The sequence below is a fragment of the Nocardia sp. NPDC050697 genome, from assembly GCF_040654395.1.
Classification (GTDB): domain Bacteria; phylum Actinomycetota; class Actinomycetes; order Mycobacteriales; family Mycobacteriaceae; genus Nocardia.
Map to the genome: position 1 here is coordinate 811,687 of NZ_JBFAHY010000002.1, position 14,709 is coordinate 826,395.

15 protein-coding genes and 1 pseudogene are annotated in these 14,709 nt (G+C 72.2%); 15 read left to right on the forward strand and 1 reads right to left on the reverse strand.

The features are described 5' to 3' along the window. Nucleotides 1-207 precede the first annotated feature (207 nt). From AB0H71_RS11450 to AB0H71_RS11485, 8 genes and pseudogenes are all read left to right on the forward strand, one after another. A pseudogene (locus AB0H71_RS11450) lies at nt 208-462 on the forward strand (hypothetical protein); the annotation flags it as partial. Between the two features lie 13 nt (nt 463-475). Beyond that, a complete protein-coding gene (locus AB0H71_RS11455; protein WP_357018163.1) occupies nt 476-1,342 on the forward strand; it encodes a sugar phosphate isomerase/epimerase in 867 nt (288 codons plus the stop codon). A gap of 94 nt (nt 1,343-1,436) precedes the next feature. Further along, nucleotides 1,437-2,324, forward strand: a complete 888-nt coding sequence (locus AB0H71_RS11460; RefSeq protein WP_357018166.1) for a thioesterase family protein — start codon at nt 1,437-1,439, stop codon at nt 2,322-2,324. Between the two features lie 30 nt (nt 2,325-2,354). Continuing rightward, nucleotides 2,355-3,173, forward strand: coding sequence for a pyrroline-5-carboxylate reductase (proC, locus tag AB0H71_RS11465; RefSeq protein WP_357018169.1), 819 nt, complete (start codon nt 2,355-2,357; stop codon nt 3,171-3,173). A gap of 283 nt (nt 3,174-3,456) precedes the next feature. Beyond that, nucleotides 3,457-3,615, forward strand: coding sequence for a helix-turn-helix domain-containing protein (locus AB0H71_RS11470; protein ID WP_067653755.1), 159 nt, complete (start codon nt 3,457-3,459; stop codon nt 3,613-3,615). 159 nt (nt 3,616-3,774) lie between these two features. Next, on the forward strand, nt 3,775-3,876 hold the full coding sequence (locus AB0H71_RS11475; protein WP_003402602.1) for an AURKAIP1/COX24 domain-containing protein: 102 nt from the start codon (nt 3,775-3,777) through the stop codon (nt 3,874-3,876). Between the two features lie 284 nt (nt 3,877-4,160). Beyond that, nucleotides 4,161-5,234: an NAD-dependent epimerase/dehydratase family protein gene (locus AB0H71_RS11480; protein WP_357018172.1), complete on the forward strand. Its 1,074-nt coding sequence runs from the start codon at nt 4,161-4,163 to the stop codon at nt 5,232-5,234. After that, nucleotides 5,231-6,253, forward strand: coding sequence for a lysophospholipid acyltransferase family protein (locus AB0H71_RS11485; RefSeq protein WP_357018175.1), 1,023 nt, complete (start codon nt 5,231-5,233; stop codon nt 6,251-6,253). The genes AB0H71_RS11480 and AB0H71_RS11485 overlap by 4 nt, the downstream gene beginning before the upstream one ends. Before the next feature lie 98 nt (nt 6,254-6,351). Here the strand turns inward: AB0H71_RS11485 and AB0H71_RS11490 are convergent, their stop codons facing one another. After that, complete coding sequence (locus AB0H71_RS11490; protein WP_357018178.1) at nt 6,352-7,359, reverse strand: HAD-IB family hydrolase; 1,008 nt, start codon at nt 7,357-7,359, stop codon at nt 6,352-6,354. 133 nt (nt 7,360-7,492) lie between these two features. Between AB0H71_RS11490 and AB0H71_RS11495 the strand changes: the two genes are divergently transcribed. The 7 genes from AB0H71_RS11495 (at nt 7,493) to AB0H71_RS11525 (ending at nt 14,465) form a co-directional block, all read left to right on the forward strand. Further along, nucleotides 7,493-7,753: a glutaredoxin family protein gene (locus AB0H71_RS11495; protein WP_357018521.1), complete on the forward strand. Its 261-nt coding sequence runs from the start codon at nt 7,493-7,495 to the stop codon at nt 7,751-7,753. Nucleotides 7,754-8,033: 280 nt separating this feature from the next. Further along, nucleotides 8,034-8,876, forward strand: a complete 843-nt coding sequence (locus AB0H71_RS11500; protein WP_357018180.1) for a redox-sensing transcriptional repressor Rex — start codon at nt 8,034-8,036, stop codon at nt 8,874-8,876. Then, nucleotides 8,873-10,270, forward strand: a complete 1,398-nt coding sequence (locus AB0H71_RS11505; RefSeq protein WP_357018183.1) for a glutamyl-tRNA reductase — start codon at nt 8,873-8,875, stop codon at nt 10,268-10,270. Before AB0H71_RS11500 ends, AB0H71_RS11505 begins: the two co-directional genes overlap by 4 nt. Further along, on the forward strand, nt 10,270-11,352 hold the full coding sequence (hemC, locus tag AB0H71_RS11510; RefSeq protein ID WP_357018186.1) for a hydroxymethylbilane synthase: 1,083 nt from the start codon (nt 10,270-10,272) through the stop codon (nt 11,350-11,352). Before AB0H71_RS11505 ends, hemC begins: the two co-directional genes overlap by 1 nt. Then, nucleotides 11,349-12,911: a bifunctional uroporphyrinogen-III C-methyltransferase/uroporphyrinogen-III synthase gene (locus AB0H71_RS11515; protein WP_357018189.1), complete on the forward strand. Its 1,563-nt coding sequence runs from the start codon at nt 11,349-11,351 to the stop codon at nt 12,909-12,911. Before hemC ends, AB0H71_RS11515 begins: the two co-directional genes overlap by 4 nt. A 31-nt stretch (nt 12,912-12,942) precedes the next feature. After that, the gene (gene hemB, locus AB0H71_RS11520) at nt 12,943-13,920 is read left to right on the forward strand and encodes a porphobilinogen synthase (RefSeq protein WP_357018192.1); all 978 of its coding nucleotides are present in this window, start codon (nt 12,943-12,945) and stop codon (nt 13,918-13,920) included. Next, nucleotides 13,920-14,465, forward strand: a complete 546-nt coding sequence (locus tag AB0H71_RS11525; protein WP_357018194.1) for a hypothetical protein — start codon at nt 13,920-13,922, stop codon at nt 14,463-14,465. Before hemB ends, AB0H71_RS11525 begins: the two co-directional genes overlap by 1 nt. The last annotated feature ends 244 nt before the right edge of the window (nt 14,466-14,709 follow it).

A 14,709-nucleotide genomic window follows, 5' to 3' on the forward strand; every position in this document is an offset into this window, starting at 1 on the left:
GGCGAGTTCGAGGCACCGGGCCGCGGCAAGCGCGGCAAGGGCAAAGCCAAGGGCAAGGACAAGAAGCCGAAGGCGGCCGTGCTGGCCGGCCTCGGCGGCCTCACCCGCTCCCTGACGGACAAGCTGCCCGGCCGCACCGGCGACGCGCAGCCGGCGGCGACCGCCGCGAGCAGCCGCTCCCGCCTCTCCGAGCAGGATCTCAACCGCCGCCAGTGGATGATCCTCGGCGGCCAGAGCGCCGCCGCCGCGGTCGCGGGCATGCTGCTGTTCAAGGGCTTCGAGCGCATGTGGGAGATGCTGCCCTGGGTGGCGCTCGCGCTCGCCATGATCGTCATCCTCGGCCTGGTCGCCCTGGTCCGCGTGCTGCGCCGCACCGACGACATCCTGAGCACGGTGATCGCCGTCGTGGTCGGCACCTTCGTGACGCTCGGCCCGCTGGCGTTCCTGCTCAGTACCGGCTGAGGGGTTCGCTGCCGTGACTTCCATCAAGATCGGGCTCTCCACCGCCTCGGTGTATCCGGAGAACACCGAGTCGGCGTTCCGGTACGCCGCCGAGATCGGCTACGACGGGGTCGAGCTCATGGTCTGGGCCGAGCCGGCGAGCCAGAGCATGGCCACCGTGCGCAGCTACGTCCGGCGCTACGACCTGCCGGTGCTCGCGGTGCACGCCCCCTGCCTGCTCATCTCGCAGCGCGTCTGGGGCGCCGACCCGGTGGCCAAGCTGGACCGCAGCGTGCGCGCCGCCGAGGAACTGGGCGCCGACACCGTGGTGGTGCACCCGCCGTTCCGCTGGCAGCGCCGCTACGCCGAGGGCTTCGCCGCGCAGGTGGCCCGGCTGGAGGAGGAGAGCCGGGTGATCGTCGCGGTGGAGAACATGTTCCCGATGCGCGCGGACACCCTCTTCGGCCGCGGCGAGCGCGCGGTGCGGCGGCTGGAGCGGCGCGGCGGCCCCGGCCGCGGGCTGACCGCCTTCAGCCCCTCCTACGACCCCACCGACGTCGGCTTCCGCAACTACACCCTCGACCTCTCGCACACCGCCACCGCGGGCACCGACGCGCTGGCGCTGGCCGAGCGGATGGGCTCCGGCCTCGCGCACCTGCACCTGGCCGACGGCCGCGGCGCGGCGAGCGACGAGCACCTGGTGCCCGGCGACGGCACCCAGCCCTGCGCCGCGGTCTGCGACCAGCTGCTGCGGAGCGGTTTCCGCGGCCACGTGGTGGCCGAGATCAATACCCAGAACGCCAGGACCACGCAGGAGCGGGCGGCCATGCTGCGCCGCACGCTCGCCTTCGCGCGGGCGCACTGCGGCGGCCGCCCGGTGGCGGGCGCCAACCAGAACTGAGGGCGACCGCCCACCATCCGCGCGGCCCGCCGGGGGCCTGGTTTACGCTGTACGAACGTCGCGCCGCCCCGGTCGCGGCGGGACAGGAGTGACGATGTCGCAGTCGACCGCCGATCTCGATCGGTCCACCGCCACCGACGCCCCGTTCAGCCGGGTCTGCGCGGTCACCGAGATCCCGGCCGAGGCGGCGGGCGCCGGGCGCTACCTGGGCGAGATCGAGCCGATCTGGACCATCGGCGCGAAGGTGCACGGCGGCACCATGGTCGCGGGCAGCGCCGCCGCCGCCACCCGCTGGCTGCACACCGTCGAACCGGAGCTCACCGCCATGGCCCCGATCGCCGCCAGCTCCGACTTCCTCGGCGCGCCGGACGCGGGCCAGGTCGAGTACGCCGTGCGCATCCGCAAGGTGGGCAGGCAGATCTGCCTGGTCGACGCGGAGCTGACGCAGGGCGACCGGACCATGGTGCGCACCGCCTTCACCTTCGGCGCGCTGGACGACGCCGAGCCGATCTACGCGCCGCAGCACGGCGACATGCCCGCCGAGCCGACCGCCGACGCCATCGGCTACGAGCCCGGCTCGCCCATGGGCAAGATCGTGAACGTGGCCAAGGGCGCCGACGTCTTCATGGACCGCAGCTGGGCCCGCTTCCTGGACGGCGACCACACCGCCGAGCCCCGGCTGCGGCTCTGGATGCGGCCGCGCGCCGGCGACGCGGGCGACCCGGCGGTGGCGGCGTACTTCGCCATGATGGCCGCCGACATGAGCCCGCCGGTGGCGATGAACCGCGGCCACTTCGGCTGGGCGCCGACCGTGCAGATGACCACCTACCTGCGCCGCCGTCCGGTGCCGGGGTGGCTCCGGATCATCGCGACGACGCACGAGATCGGCGGCCGCATGTTCGACGAGGACCAGCTGGTCCTGGACAGCACCGGGGCGGTGGTGGCGCAGAGCAGGCAGCTCGCGCTGATCCCGCAGCGGTAGCCCGCGGCGGTAAGGCTAGCCTTGGGGTCCATGACGAGAATCGCGGTGATCGGCGGCGGCCGGATCGGGGAGGCGCTGGTCGCCGGGCTACTCGAAGCCGGGCGGGTGGCGAAGGACCTGGTGGTGGTCGAGACGCACCAGGATCGGGCCGAGCTGCTCGCCGAGCGCTTCGGGATCCGGGTCACCGGCTCGATCGAGGACGCCGCGGTCGGCGCCGACGTGCTGGTGATCGCGGTCAAGCCGAACGACGTCGACGGCGTGCTCACCGCGCTCGGCAAGGCCATGCTCGGCGGCGACGGTGACCAGGTGGTGGTATCCCTGGCCGCGGGCGTCCCGACCGGGCGGCTGGAGGCCAAGCTGCCCGCCGGCTCGCCGGTGGTCCGGGTCATGCCGAACACCCCCATGCTGGTCGGCCAGGGCATGAGCGCGCTGGCCCCGGGCAGGCACGCCAAGGCCGAGGACCTGGCGCTGGTCACCGCGCTGCTCGGCGCGGTCGGCAAGGTCGTGACGGTGGCCGAGGCGCAGATGGACGCCGTCACCGCGGTCTCCGGCTCCGGCCCCGCCTACTTCTTCCTGGTCGTCGAGGCCATGGTGGACGCCGGCGTCGGGCTCGGGCTGACCCGCGATGTCGCGACCACGCTCGTCGTCCAGACCATGCTCGGTGCCGCCGCGCTGCTGGAGGGCGCCGAGCAGAGCGCCGTCGACCTGCGCGCCGCGGTCACCTCGCCGGCCGGGACCACCGCCGCCGCCCTTCGCGAACTCGAGCGTTCCGGCGTACGCTCGGCTTTTCTGGAAGCGCTGCACGCCGCAGCGCGACGCTCGGCGGAACAGGGGTCGTCGACGGAGTGACCGGCCGGTTCACGCTGGGCAAACCCGATTTCTCACTCCCGTCGCAGCAACACCACTGGTCCCGCTAAGCTTCAAGGAGCACGTGCGTGTCTGTTCCGCCGGTGGGGAAGCCGGCGGCGCGGACGTGCCGGAGGTCGATGGTGCGATGATGTCTGCGAACAAGATGTCTGCGAACAACGGAACCGGCGGGCCGGGCTCGCCGTCCAACCGCGGTGGTCCGCGACCACCTGGCGGCCCCGCGCAGGGGCAATCGGTATTCGCCGGTGGCACGCAATTCCTCACGGTGGCCGAGGTCGCGGAGTTGATGCGGGTCTCCAAGATGACGGTGTATCGCCTGGTTCACTCGGGTGAGCTGCCCGCGGTGCGGGTGGGGCGGTCGTTCCGGGTGCACGCCAAGGCGGTGCACGAATACCTGGAGACCTCCTACTTCGACGCCGGATAGGCGGATTCGGAGTGGCTCCGGTGTCCCGGTAGGATGAACAGTCGGTTCGCGTTCGCCCGCCGGTGGCACCGCTTCGGTGTGTCCGGAGCCCGGCGGGGCGAGCGAAACAGTGTCAACCGCGCCCAGAGCGCCGAGTAGAGGAAACGCGAGGACGACCCTATGGGTTCAGTGATCAAGAAGCGTCGCAAGCGCATGTCGAAGAAGAAGCACCGGAAGCTGCTTCGCCGCACGCGGGTGCAGCGGCGCAAACTCGGCAAGTAGTCCCTCGCGTCGTGCGTGGAGCCCGTCACCGATCGCGGTGGCGGGCTTTTCGTTTTCTTTCCGCTTTGAATTGTTGAGGTCGCAACACCAGCGCGAATTTCCGCTGTAACCGCGTTATTTCGAGCGAGCGGTCGGATTTATCCCTGGTCTCCTGGCGCCGCGTTTCCGGTGACTGAAGTCATCGTTAGAACCTGGTTAATACTGTCGGCGCCGCAGTTCACAGCCGCTACGCTGGAACGCGGAAACAGATGCCTGGGGGGCCTATCAGGCGGGATCCGGTGCGAATGGGTGCAGACACGAAGGACGGGCACCAGCCCACGGTGGTGATGGTGACCGGTGCGAGCCGGTTCTTCGGCGGTGATGTCGTCGCCAGGCTCGCCCGCGACCCCGCGATCGAGCGGGTGCTCGCGGTCGATTCCGTGATGCCGAGCGCGGAACTCCGCCGCCGCATGGGCCGGGCCGAATTCGTGCGCGCCGATATTCGGAATCCGCTGATTCGCAAGGTGGTCGACGGAAATGCGGTCGACACCCTCGTCCACACCGCCGTGCTCACCCATCCGCCCGCGGGCGGCGGGCGCGCGGTCATGAAAGATCTCAATGTGCTCGGCGCCATGCAGCTGTTCGCCGTGTGCCAGAAGGCGCCGACCATGCGCCGCGTCGCGGTGCGCTCCTCCTCGGCGGTCTACGGCGGCAGCGCCAAGGACCCGGCCAAATTCACCGAGGAGATGGGGGCCCGCAGGCCGCCGAGCGGCGCCTTCGCCCGCGACATGATCGAGGTCGAGGGCTTCGTCCGCGGGCTCGCCCGGCGCAGGCCGGATATCGCCATCGCCACCCTGCGGCTCGCCCCGATCGTCGGCCCCCGGCTCGCCGCCCGCGGCATCGAATACCTCCGGTCGCCGGTGACGCCGACCGTCTTCGGCCGGGACGCCAGAATGCAGCTGCTGCACGAGGAGGACGCGGTCGCCGCGCTCGTGCACGCCGCGCACACCGTCGCCAGCGGCACCTTCAATGTGGCGGGTGACGGCGCGCTCACGCTCTCCCAGGGCGTGCGGCGGGCGGGCCGGATCCAGGTGCCGGTGCCGTTCTCGGTCTTCCGCACCGTCGGGCGCACCCTCATGGGCCGGGTCATGCGCGAATTCAGCGGCGAACAGCTCGACTACTTCCACTTCGGCTGCGGGCTGGACACCACCCGCATGCGCACCGAGCTCGGCTTCCAGCCGCGCTGGACAACGGTGCAGGCTTTCGACGACTTCATCGGGGGCGCAGCGTTGCGACCCGTCATCGACCCGGCGTGGATCGATGCCGCAGAAAACAAACTGCTCGGCCTTGTCGGGGCCGGTACGGGAGCACACAGATGAACGATGTTGCAAAGGTCATCCGGCTGCCGGAGGGGGCTGTCGAGACGCGCCAGCGTCCGACCGCCCGGCGCTGGGACAGTGCGGGGCGGAGCCCGGCCGGGTCGGTCACGTCGCTCACGGATCGACTACCGGATGCCGGGCCGCGGGCGCCGCAGTCGGTCTCCGGGCTGGTCCGTGGATTGCTCGGGAAGGGGATCAGGGGCACCGCCGAGTTCGCCAAGCGGCGGCTCTCCGGTGACTACCAGGTCGACGAGTTCGGGTTCGACGAGCACCTGCTGGAGTCGGTGCTGCTGCCCGCGCTGCGGCCGCTCGCCGAGCACTGGTTCCGGGTGCAGGTCAACGGCATGCAGCACGTGCCGGAGGTGGGTGGGGCGCTGCTCGTCGCCAACCACGCCGGGACCATCCCGATCGACGGGCTGATGTTGCAGCTCGCGGTGCACGATCACCACGCCAAGCAGCGGGCGCTGCGGCTGCTCGCCGCCGATCTGGTCTTCGAGACGCCGGTGCTGGGGACGCTCGCCCGGAAGGCGGGGCACACCCTCGCCTGCCCGCCCGATGCCGAGCGGCTGTTGCGGTCCGGGGAGCTGACCGGGGTGTTCCCGGAGGGGTTCAAGGGGGTCGGGAAGAACTACGCCGACCGTTACAAGTTGCAGCGGTTCGGGCGGGGTGGGTTCGTCGCCGCCGCCGTGCGGACCGGGGTGCCGATCATTCCGTGCTCGATCGTCGGGTCGGAGGAGATCTATCCCAAGCTCGCCGACATCAAGCCGCTGGCTCGGTTGCTCGGGCTGCCGTACTTCCCGGTGACGCCTACGTTCCCGCACCTCGGGCTGCTGGGGGCGGTGCCGCTGCCGAGCAAGTGGTACATCGAGTTCGGGGAGCCGATCGACACGGCGGAGTACTCGCCCGAGGCTGCTGACGATCCGATGCTCATGTTCGAGGTGACCGATCAGGTTCGGGAGACTATTCAGCAGACGCTTTACAAGCAGTTGGCGAAGCGGCGGAACCCGGTGCTGGGCTGAGTTTGATGGCGCGGCTCCGCCGCGAACGGGGCTCGTAAGACTCGCCCCCGGGGTGGCTGAGAAGGTGGGGACGTGAGGGACTTGGGGGTTACCCCAGGTCAGTGGTTCTTGCGGTGGGTTACTGCGGCGGCTACTGCGCCGCCGGCTGCGCCCAGTGCCAGGGCGGTGGGGACGCCGATCTTGGCCGCTTTGCGGCCGGTGCGGAAGTCGCGGATTTCCCAGCCTCGGTTGCGGGCTACCTCGCGGAGGTCGGAGTCGGGGTTGATGGCCACCGACGTGCCCACCAGGGAGAGCATGGGGACGTCGTTGTGGCTGTCGGAGTAGGCCGTGCAGCGCTTGAGGTTGAGGCCCTCGCGGATGGCCAGGGCTCGGACGGCGTGGGCTTTGCCGAGGCCGTGCAGGACGTCGCCGACCAGGCGGCCGGTGAACTTTCCGTCCACGCTTTCGGCGACGGTGCCCAGGGCGCCGGTGAGGCCGAGGCGCTTGGCGATCACCTGGGCCAGCTCCACCGGGGTGGCGGTCACCAGCCAGACCTGCTGGCCGGCGTCCAGGTGCATCTGGGCCAGTGCCCGGGTGCCGGGCCAGATCTTGTCGGCGATGATCTCGTCGTAGATCTCCTCGCCGAGCATGGCGAGTTCGGCGGTGGGGCGGCCCGCGATGAAGGCGAGCGCCTTCTCGCGGCCGGTGGCCATGTCGGTGCTGTTCTCCTTGCCGGTCACCCGGAACTTGACCTGCTTCCAGGCGACGTCCATCAGGTCCGACGTCTTGAAGTACTTGCGCGCGGCCAGGCCGCGGGCGAAGTGCACGATGGAGGCGCCCTGGACCATGGTGTTGTCCACGTCGAAGAAGGCGGCCGCGGTCAGGTCGCGGGGGGCCTCGGGGGTGCCGCTGTCCACGCCCTCGGCGAGCTCGGACTCGTGCAGGGTGAGGGCGGCATCGGCGCTGGCCTCGCCGGCCAGGTTCGCCCGCACCTCCTCCTCGCTGGGGCCGAAGGGGCTGCGGGAGATGCGGGCGATCTGATCTTGCAGCCCCTGGCCGATCGAACCCACGTTCCACCGCACCGGGAACTCGCCGAACCGGCCCGCGATGAAGCCGCCCCTAGCCATCCTCGATCGTTCCGGCACCGACTACCTCCGCCCGTTCGCGCGAACCACATCCCACACTAACCGCCGGAGCCGACGGATTCCCGCGACCCGGTCCGCCGGATCGGCCGTGCCGCGCAGTGTTTTGATGATGACCATGAGCGGACCCTCTCGTTCGGTGACTTTGCTGACACGTACCGGCTGCGGGCTGTGTGCTACAGCACTCGAACACCTGCGCGAAATCTGTGCCGACTTCGGGCTCACCCCGGAAACCGTCGATGTCGACGAGGCGGCGGCGACGCGGCCGGAATTGCGCGCGGAGTACGGAGATCGCCTGCCTGTGGTGCTGTTGGACGGCCGCGAGCACTCCTACTTCGACGTCGACGAGCCCCGGCTGCGCGCCGATCTGAGCCGCTGACCCCCGCCCGGTTCGCCGGTGTTTCGCTCGCCGGCGGTTTGCCGGGGCAAAATGAGGCCCGGTTCACCGACTTTGTGCAGGGCTTCACAAGCAGTTACGGTGGTGGCAGCACCCCGCACGCCGAGCCGCGCTGCTGCGCGCCGAGGCCCCGGGCGCACCCCGACACCATCTCGAATCGACCCGCCTCCCGACGGCACACCCGGGCGTAACCGGGAGCCGCAGCCCCAGCGGTCGAGCGACGCAAGCCGGACCGCCGGGCCGGAACGAGGAGCCGACGAACGTGACAGAGCAGCACGAGACGCCCGGTGGCGTCTCCGGCGGGGCTCTGCGCAGGCCCGACGGTTCCAGACCGGGTGACGACAGAAAAGACATTCCGCAGGCGACGGTCGCCCGGTTGGCGACCTATCTCCGCGTTCTCGCCGGGATCGCCGACGAGGGTGTTGCCATCGTATCGAGTGAGGAACTGGCTGTCGCGGCGGGTGTCAATTCCGCGAAGCTGCGCAAGGATCTCTCCTTCCTCGGCCCGAACGGCGTCCGCGGCGTCGGCTACGACGTGGCCAAGCTGCGCGCCCGGATCGAGGACGTGCTCGGGCTCGCCGAGGGGCACCGGGTGGTGCTGGTCGGGGCGGGCAACCTGGGCCGCGCCCTGGTCGGCTACGGCGGGTTCCGCCGCCGGGGCTTCAGCGTGGTCGGGATCTTCGACAGCGACCCGCTGCTGGTCGGCGCCGAGGTGGCCGGGCTCGCCGTCACCGATGTCGCGCAGCTCGCCGACCGGGTCGGCGCGCTGGCCCCGACCATCGCGGTGATCGCGGTGCCGGACGCCGCGGCCCAGGAGGTCTGCGACCGGCTGGTCGCCGCCGGGCTGCACTCCATCCTCAGCTTCGCCCCCTGCGAGCTGCACGCCCCGGAGGCGGTGGAGATCCGCCGGGTCGACCTCGCGGTCGAGCTGCAGATGCTCTCCTTCACGACGGCGCGCAACGCGCCGCTGCCCGAGGTCGCGCACGCCGTCTCCGGACGGATCGCGCGCCGGGCACCCGGTGCGCGCGGCGGGCGCACCCGATCGACTCCTTCATCCCATTCGGCAACGGAGCCAAGCAGCAAGGGATCGGTGGTAACACCATGAGCGTTCTTCTCGTCGGTATCTCGCACCGCAGTGCGCCGGTGGCGGTGCTGGAGAAGGTGGCCGTCACCGACGCCGACCGCCCCAAGCTGGTCGACCGGATGCTCGCCTCCAGCCACGTCGCCGAGGCGATGATCCTCTCCACCTGCAACCGGGTCGAGGTCTACGCCGTCGTCGACGCCTTCCACGGCGGCCTCGCCGAGGTCGGCGAGCTGCTGACCAGGCACTCCGGGCTGCCGATGACCGAGCTCACCAAGCACGCCTACGTGCGCTACAGCGAGGCCGCAGCCGAGCACCTCTTCGCGGTGGCCAGCGGGCTGGACTCGATGGTCGTCGGCGAGCAGCAGGTGCTCGGCCAGATCCGCGGCGCCTACGCCTCCGCCGATGCCCAGCAGGCCGTCGGCCGGACCCTGCACGAGCTGGCCCAGCACGCGCTGCGGGTGGGCAAGCGGGTGCACTCGGAGACCGGCATCGACCGGGCGGGCGCCTCGGTGGTCTCGGTCGCGCTCGACCGCGCGCAGGAGATCGTCGGCACGCTGGGCGGCCGCACCGCGGTGGTGGTCGGCGCGGGCGCCATGGGCGGGCTCGCGGTCGCGCACCTGGCGCGCGCCGGGATCGAGCGGATCGTGGTGGTGAACCGGACCCTCGGCCGGGCCGAGCGGCTGGCCGAGATCGCCCGCGGCTACGGCATCGAGGCCGACGGGCTGGAGTTCTCCCGGCTGCCGGAGGCGATGGCCGCGGCGGATGTCGTGGTCACCTGTACCGGGGCCGTCGGCGCGGTGGTGACGCTGGCCGACGTGCACCGCGCGCTGGCCGGGCGGGAATCCGCGGAGCGGCCGCTGGTCTTCTGCGACCTCGGGCTGCCGCGCGACGTCGAGCACGCCGTCGCCGGGCTGCCCGGCGTCTCGGTGATCGACATCGAGACGCTGCAGCACGACCCGGCCGCGGGCGCCGCCGCCGACGACACCACCGCCGCGCGCGGCATCGTCGCCGACGAGCTGGCCAAGTACCTGGCCGGGCAGCGGATGGCCGAGGTGACGCCGACCGTGGCGGCGCTGCGGCAGCGCGCCGCCGAGGTGGTCGAGGCGGAGCTGCTGCGGCTGGACTCGCGGCTCCCCGGCTTGGCGAACCCGGAGCGCGACGAGGTCGCGCGCACGGTGCGCCGGGTGGTGGACAAGCTGCTGCACGCGCCGACGGTGCGGGTCAAGCAGCTGGCCTCGACGCCGGGCGGCGACAGCTACGCCGAGGCGCTGCGCGAATTGTTCGAACTCAAACCGGGAGCGGCACAGGCCGTCGCGGCGCCCATGGAGGTGACCGCGCTCGGCGGGGAGCTCCCCGCCGGTCTGGCCGACGACTTCACCGCGGGCCACCGCGGCGACGAACAGGGGCTTTCCTGATGACCATGGTGCACGAAGAGGGCGACGTGAGCGGTGTCGGTGCCCGCGCGCCGTGGCGCATCGGGACCAGGGGCAGCCTGCTCGCGCTGACCCAGGCGGGCACGGTGCGGGACGCGCTGGTCGCGGCCGGGCAGCCGGCCGAGCTGGTGGTGGTCAAGACCGCGGGCGATCTCTCCCAGGCGCCGGTGCAGGAGATCGGCGTCGGGGTCTTCACCACGGCGCTCCGCGACGAGCTCGCCTCGGGCGCCGTCGACATCGCGGTGCACTCCTACAAGGACCTGCCGACCGCGCAGGACCCGCGCTTCGTGATCGCCGCGGTGCCGCCGCGCGCCGACCCGAGGGACGCGCTGGTCGCACGGGACGGCCTGGTCCTCGGCGAGCTGCCCGCCGGATCCCGGATCGGGACCTCGGCGCCGCGCCGGGCGGCCCAGCTGCTCGCGCTCGGGCTCGGGCTGGAGATCGTGCCGCTGCGCGGCAACCTGGACACCCGGCTGCGCAAGGTCACCGACGGTGAGCTGGACGCGGTCGTGGTCGCCAGGGCCGGGCTGGCCCGGATCGAGCGCACCGACGCCGTCACCGAGGCGCTGGAGCCGGTGCAGATGCTGCCTGCGCCCGCGCAGGGCGCGCTCGCGGTGGAGTGCCGAGTCGAGGACACCGAGCTGATCGAGATCCTGCGCGGGCTGGACGACGCCGCGTCGCACGCCGCGGTCGTCGCCGAGCGCGGCCTGCTCGCCGAGCTGGAGGCGGGCTGCACCGCGCCGGTCGGCGCACTGGCCGAGGTCGTCGAGTCGCTCGACGACGACGGCCGCATCGTCGAGGAGCTCTCGCTGCGCGGGTGCGCCGCCGCGATCGACGGGTCGGACGTGGTCCGCGCCTCGATCGTCGGCGCGCCGGAGCGGGCGGACGAGCTCGGCAGAGCGCTCGCCAGGGAACTGCTCGACCTGGGCGCACGCGAACTGCTCGGGGCCGCCGGAGCGGCGCGCCCGGAGATCGCCGCGGGGGACGGCGACCCCACCCCGCGGACGGCGACGCCGTCCGCCCCTGACGCCACCCACCCCAGTCCGATGGAGAACACCCGATGAGCCGATCCACCAAGAAGCAACCCGGGCGCATCCTGTTCGTCGGCTCCGGCCCCGGTGACCCGGCGCTGCTCACCGTGCGCGCCAGGGAGGTCATCGGCCGGGCCACGCTCGCCTTCACCGACCCCGACGTGGACCGGGGCGTGCTCGCGCTCATCGGCTGCGCGGTGCCGGAGGGCGAGGACGGCGAGCGCCCGGTGGACGTGCGGCCCGCGCTCGGCGAGCCCGCCGAGGTCGCCAAGACGCTGGTCGCCGAGGCCAAGGCCGGGAACGACGTGGTGCGCGTGGTCGCGGGCGATCCGCTGACCACCGACTCGGTGATCGCCGAGGTCACCGCCGTCACCCGCTCGCACGTCGCCTTCGAGGTGCTGCCCGGGCTGCCGAACGGCTCCGCGGTGCCCAGTTACGCCGGCATCGCGCTCGGCTCCGGGCACACCGAGGCCGATGTGCGCGGCGAGGTCGACTGGGCGGCGCTGGCCGCCGCCCCCGGCCCGCTTGTGCTGCACGCCACCTCCGGTCACCTGGCCGAGACGGCGAGCGCGCTGGTCGAGCACGGCATGGCCCCGCAGACCCCGGTCGCGGTCACCGTGCGCGGCACCACCCGCCAGCAGCGCACCATCGAGGCGACGCTGGCCACGCTGAACAGCGCCGCCTCCGAGCTGGTCGGGCCGCTGGTGCTGACCATCGGCAAGGTGGTCTCCAGCCGCGGCAAGATGTCCTGGTGGGAGTCGCGCGCGCTGTACGGCTGGACCGTGCTCGTCCCGCGCACCAAGGACCAGGCCGCCGAGATGAGCGAGCGGCTGGTCACGCACGGCGCCATCCCGGCCGAGGTGCCGACCATCGCGGTGGAGCCGCCGCGCAGCCCGGCGCAGATGGAGCGCGCGGTCAAGGGGCTGGTCGACGGCCGCTACCAGTGGGTGGTCTTCACCTCCACCAACGCGGTGCGCGCGGTGTGGGAGAAGTTCGCCGAGTTCGGGCTGGACGCCCGCGCCTTCTCCGGCGTCAAGATCGCCTGCGTCGGCGAGGCCACCGCGGACCGGGTGCGCGCCTTCGGCATCAACCCGGAGCTGGTGCCGAGCGGGGAGCAGTCCTCCGAGGGGCTGCTCGCCGACTTCCCGCCCTACGACGACGTCTTCGACCCGGTGAACCGGGTGCTGCTGCCCCGCGCCGACATCGCCACCGAGACGCTGGCCGAGGGGCTGCGCGACCGCGGCTGGGAGATCGACGACGTCACCGCGTACCGCACCGTGCGGGCCTCCCCGCCGCCGGCCGAGACCCGCGAGATGATCAAGACCGGCGGCTTCGACGCGGTGCTCTTCACCTCGTCCTCCACCGTGCGGAACCTGGTCGGCATCGCGGGCAAGCCGCACGCGCGCACCATCGTCGCCTGCATCGGCCCGAAGACCGCCGAGACGGCGGTGGAGTTCGGGCTGCGGGTGGATGTGCAGCCCGAGGTGGCGCAGGTGGGCCCGCTGGTCGAGGCGCTGGCCGAGCACGCCGCCCGGCTGCGCGCCGAGGGGCTGCTCCCGCCGCCGCGCAAGAAGAGCCGCCGCAGCCGGTAGCCGTTTCCCCGGCAGGCGTAAGGTGCGAAACATGACCGGAATCGACCGCCCGCGGCGGTTGCGCCGTACCACGGCCCTGCGCCGCCTCGTCGCCGAAACCACGCTGGAGCCACGGCATCTGGTGCTGCCCATGTTCGTCGCCGACGGGCTCGCCGAGGCGCGGGAGATCAGCTCCATGCCCGGCGTGTACCAGCACACGCTGGACTCGCTGCGCAAGGCGGCGGCGGAGGCGGTCGAGGCGGGGGTCGGCGGGCTCATGCTCTTCGGCGTCCCGCTGGCCGAGGACAAGGACGCGGTCGGCAGCCGGGCCAGCGATCCAAACGGCATCCTGAACCGCGGGCTGCGCGCGCTCGCCGCCGAGGTCGGCGCCGACACCGTCATCATGGCCGACACCTGCCTGGACGAGTTCACCGACCACGGCCACTGCGGCGTGGTCGCGGCCGACGGCAGCGTGGACAACGACGCCACCGTCGACCGCTACGTCGAGATGGCGCTGGCCCAGGCCGAGGCCGGGGCCGATCTGCTCGGGACCAGCGGCATGATGGACGGCCAGGTCGGGGCGATTCGGGAGGGGCTGGACGCCGCCGGGCACCTGGACACCGGCATCCTCGCCTACGCCGCCAAGTACGCCTCGGCCTTCTACGGGCCGTTCCGCGAGGCGGTCGCCTCCTCGCTGCAGGGCGACCGCCGCACCTACCAGCAGGATCCGGCGAACCGCCGGGAATCGCTGCGCGAGCTGGAGCTGGACCTGGCCGAGGGCGCCGACATCGTGATGGTCAAACCCGCCATGTCCTACCTGGACATCCTGCGCGACGTCGCGGACCGCTCCACCGTTCCGGTCGCGGCGTACCAGATCTCCGGCGAGTACGCCATGATCACCGCCGCCGCCGAGCGCGGCTGGATCGACCGCCGCGGCGCGATCCTGGAGTCGCTGACCGGGATCCGCCGGGCCGGCGCCGATATCGTGCTCACCTACTGGGCGACCGAGGCGTCGCACTGGCTCCGGTAGTGCCACCGTCTCAGCCGGTCCAGCCGCCGCCGTACGGCCAGCCGCCGGTGCGGCCCGAGCCGGCGCCGAAACCGACCGATATCGGCACCGCGCAGCAATTGTGGTGGGCGATCGTGGGTTTCGGGCTGATCCAGGTGATCGCCTCGGTGGTCGCCGGGGTGCAGCAGCGCGGCGCGCTGGCCGAGCAGATGCGGGGTGACCTGGAGCGCGCCGGCCAGCCTGCCACCGAGGCCATGTCGGAGTTGATGGTGACGCTCGGGCTCGCGCTCGCCGTGCTGATCGGCATCGTGCTGGCCGGGCTGGGGCTGCTCCTCGCGCACCTGCTCGGCCGGGGCAGGCTGTGGGCGCGCACGGTGCTCACCGTCGCGGGGGTCTGGCTGGTGCTCATGGCGGCGGGCACGCTCTTCGCGCTGGACGCCGTCTCAGGCGCCGCGACGCTCGCGGCCGGCGCGGCCACCCTGGTGCAGGGCGTGCTGGCGGCCGGCGCCGTATTTCTGGCGTACCGGCCGGACTCCACCGCCTACTTCCTGGTGAATCGCCGGTGAACGCGGTGCGAACCGGGTGCTGAGTTTGTCTCGGACACGCTGGCATGTATCGTGAGGGTTGTCACAGTGGACGTGAAGACCGTGAGTTGCCAGGACGAGGGGTGCTCACCAGCGGAGATACTGCCGCGGTGAGATTCGTCCGGCCGGCTCCGGGAGATCGGAGGCAACGATGCGCGTGGTGATCCAACAGCCGCAGAGCATTCGTCGGGACCTGCTCGTGCTGAGTCTGCTGATCCTGTTCGGC

Coding starts and splice junctions, on each gene's coding strand:
- AB0H71_RS11460 (WP_357018166.1), top strand. CDS start 1,437: ATGTCGCAGTCGACCGCCGATCTCGATCGGTCCACCGCCACCGACGCC.
- proC (WP_357018169.1), top strand. CDS start 2,355: ATGACGAGAATCGCGGTGATCGGCGGCGGCCGGATCGGGGAGGCGCTG.
- AB0H71_RS11475 (WP_003402602.1), top strand. CDS start 3,775: ATGGGTTCAGTGATCAAGAAGCGTCGCAAGCGCATGTCGAAGAAGAAG.
- AB0H71_RS11480 (WP_357018172.1), top strand. CDS start 4,161: ATGGGTGCAGACACGAAGGACGGGCACCAGCCCACGGTGGTGATGGTG.
- AB0H71_RS11485 (WP_357018175.1), top strand. CDS start 5,231: ATGAACGATGTTGCAAAGGTCATCCGGCTGCCGGAGGGGGCTGTCGAG.
- AB0H71_RS11490 (WP_357018178.1), bottom strand. CDS start 7,359: ATGGCTAGGGGCGGCTTCATCGCGGGCCGGTTCGGCGAGTTCCCGGTG.
- AB0H71_RS11495 (WP_357018521.1), top strand. CDS start 7,493: ATGAGCGGACCCTCTCGTTCGGTGACTTTGCTGACACGTACCGGCTGC.
- AB0H71_RS11505 (WP_357018183.1), top strand. CDS start 8,873: ATGAGCGTTCTTCTCGTCGGTATCTCGCACCGCAGTGCGCCGGTGGCG.
- hemC (WP_357018186.1), top strand. CDS start 10,270: ATGACCATGGTGCACGAAGAGGGCGACGTGAGCGGTGTCGGTGCCCGC.
- AB0H71_RS11515 (WP_357018189.1), top strand. CDS start 11,349: ATGAGCCGATCCACCAAGAAGCAACCCGGGCGCATCCTGTTCGTCGGC.
- hemB (WP_357018192.1), top strand. CDS start 12,943: ATGACCGGAATCGACCGCCCGCGGCGGTTGCGCCGTACCACGGCCCTG.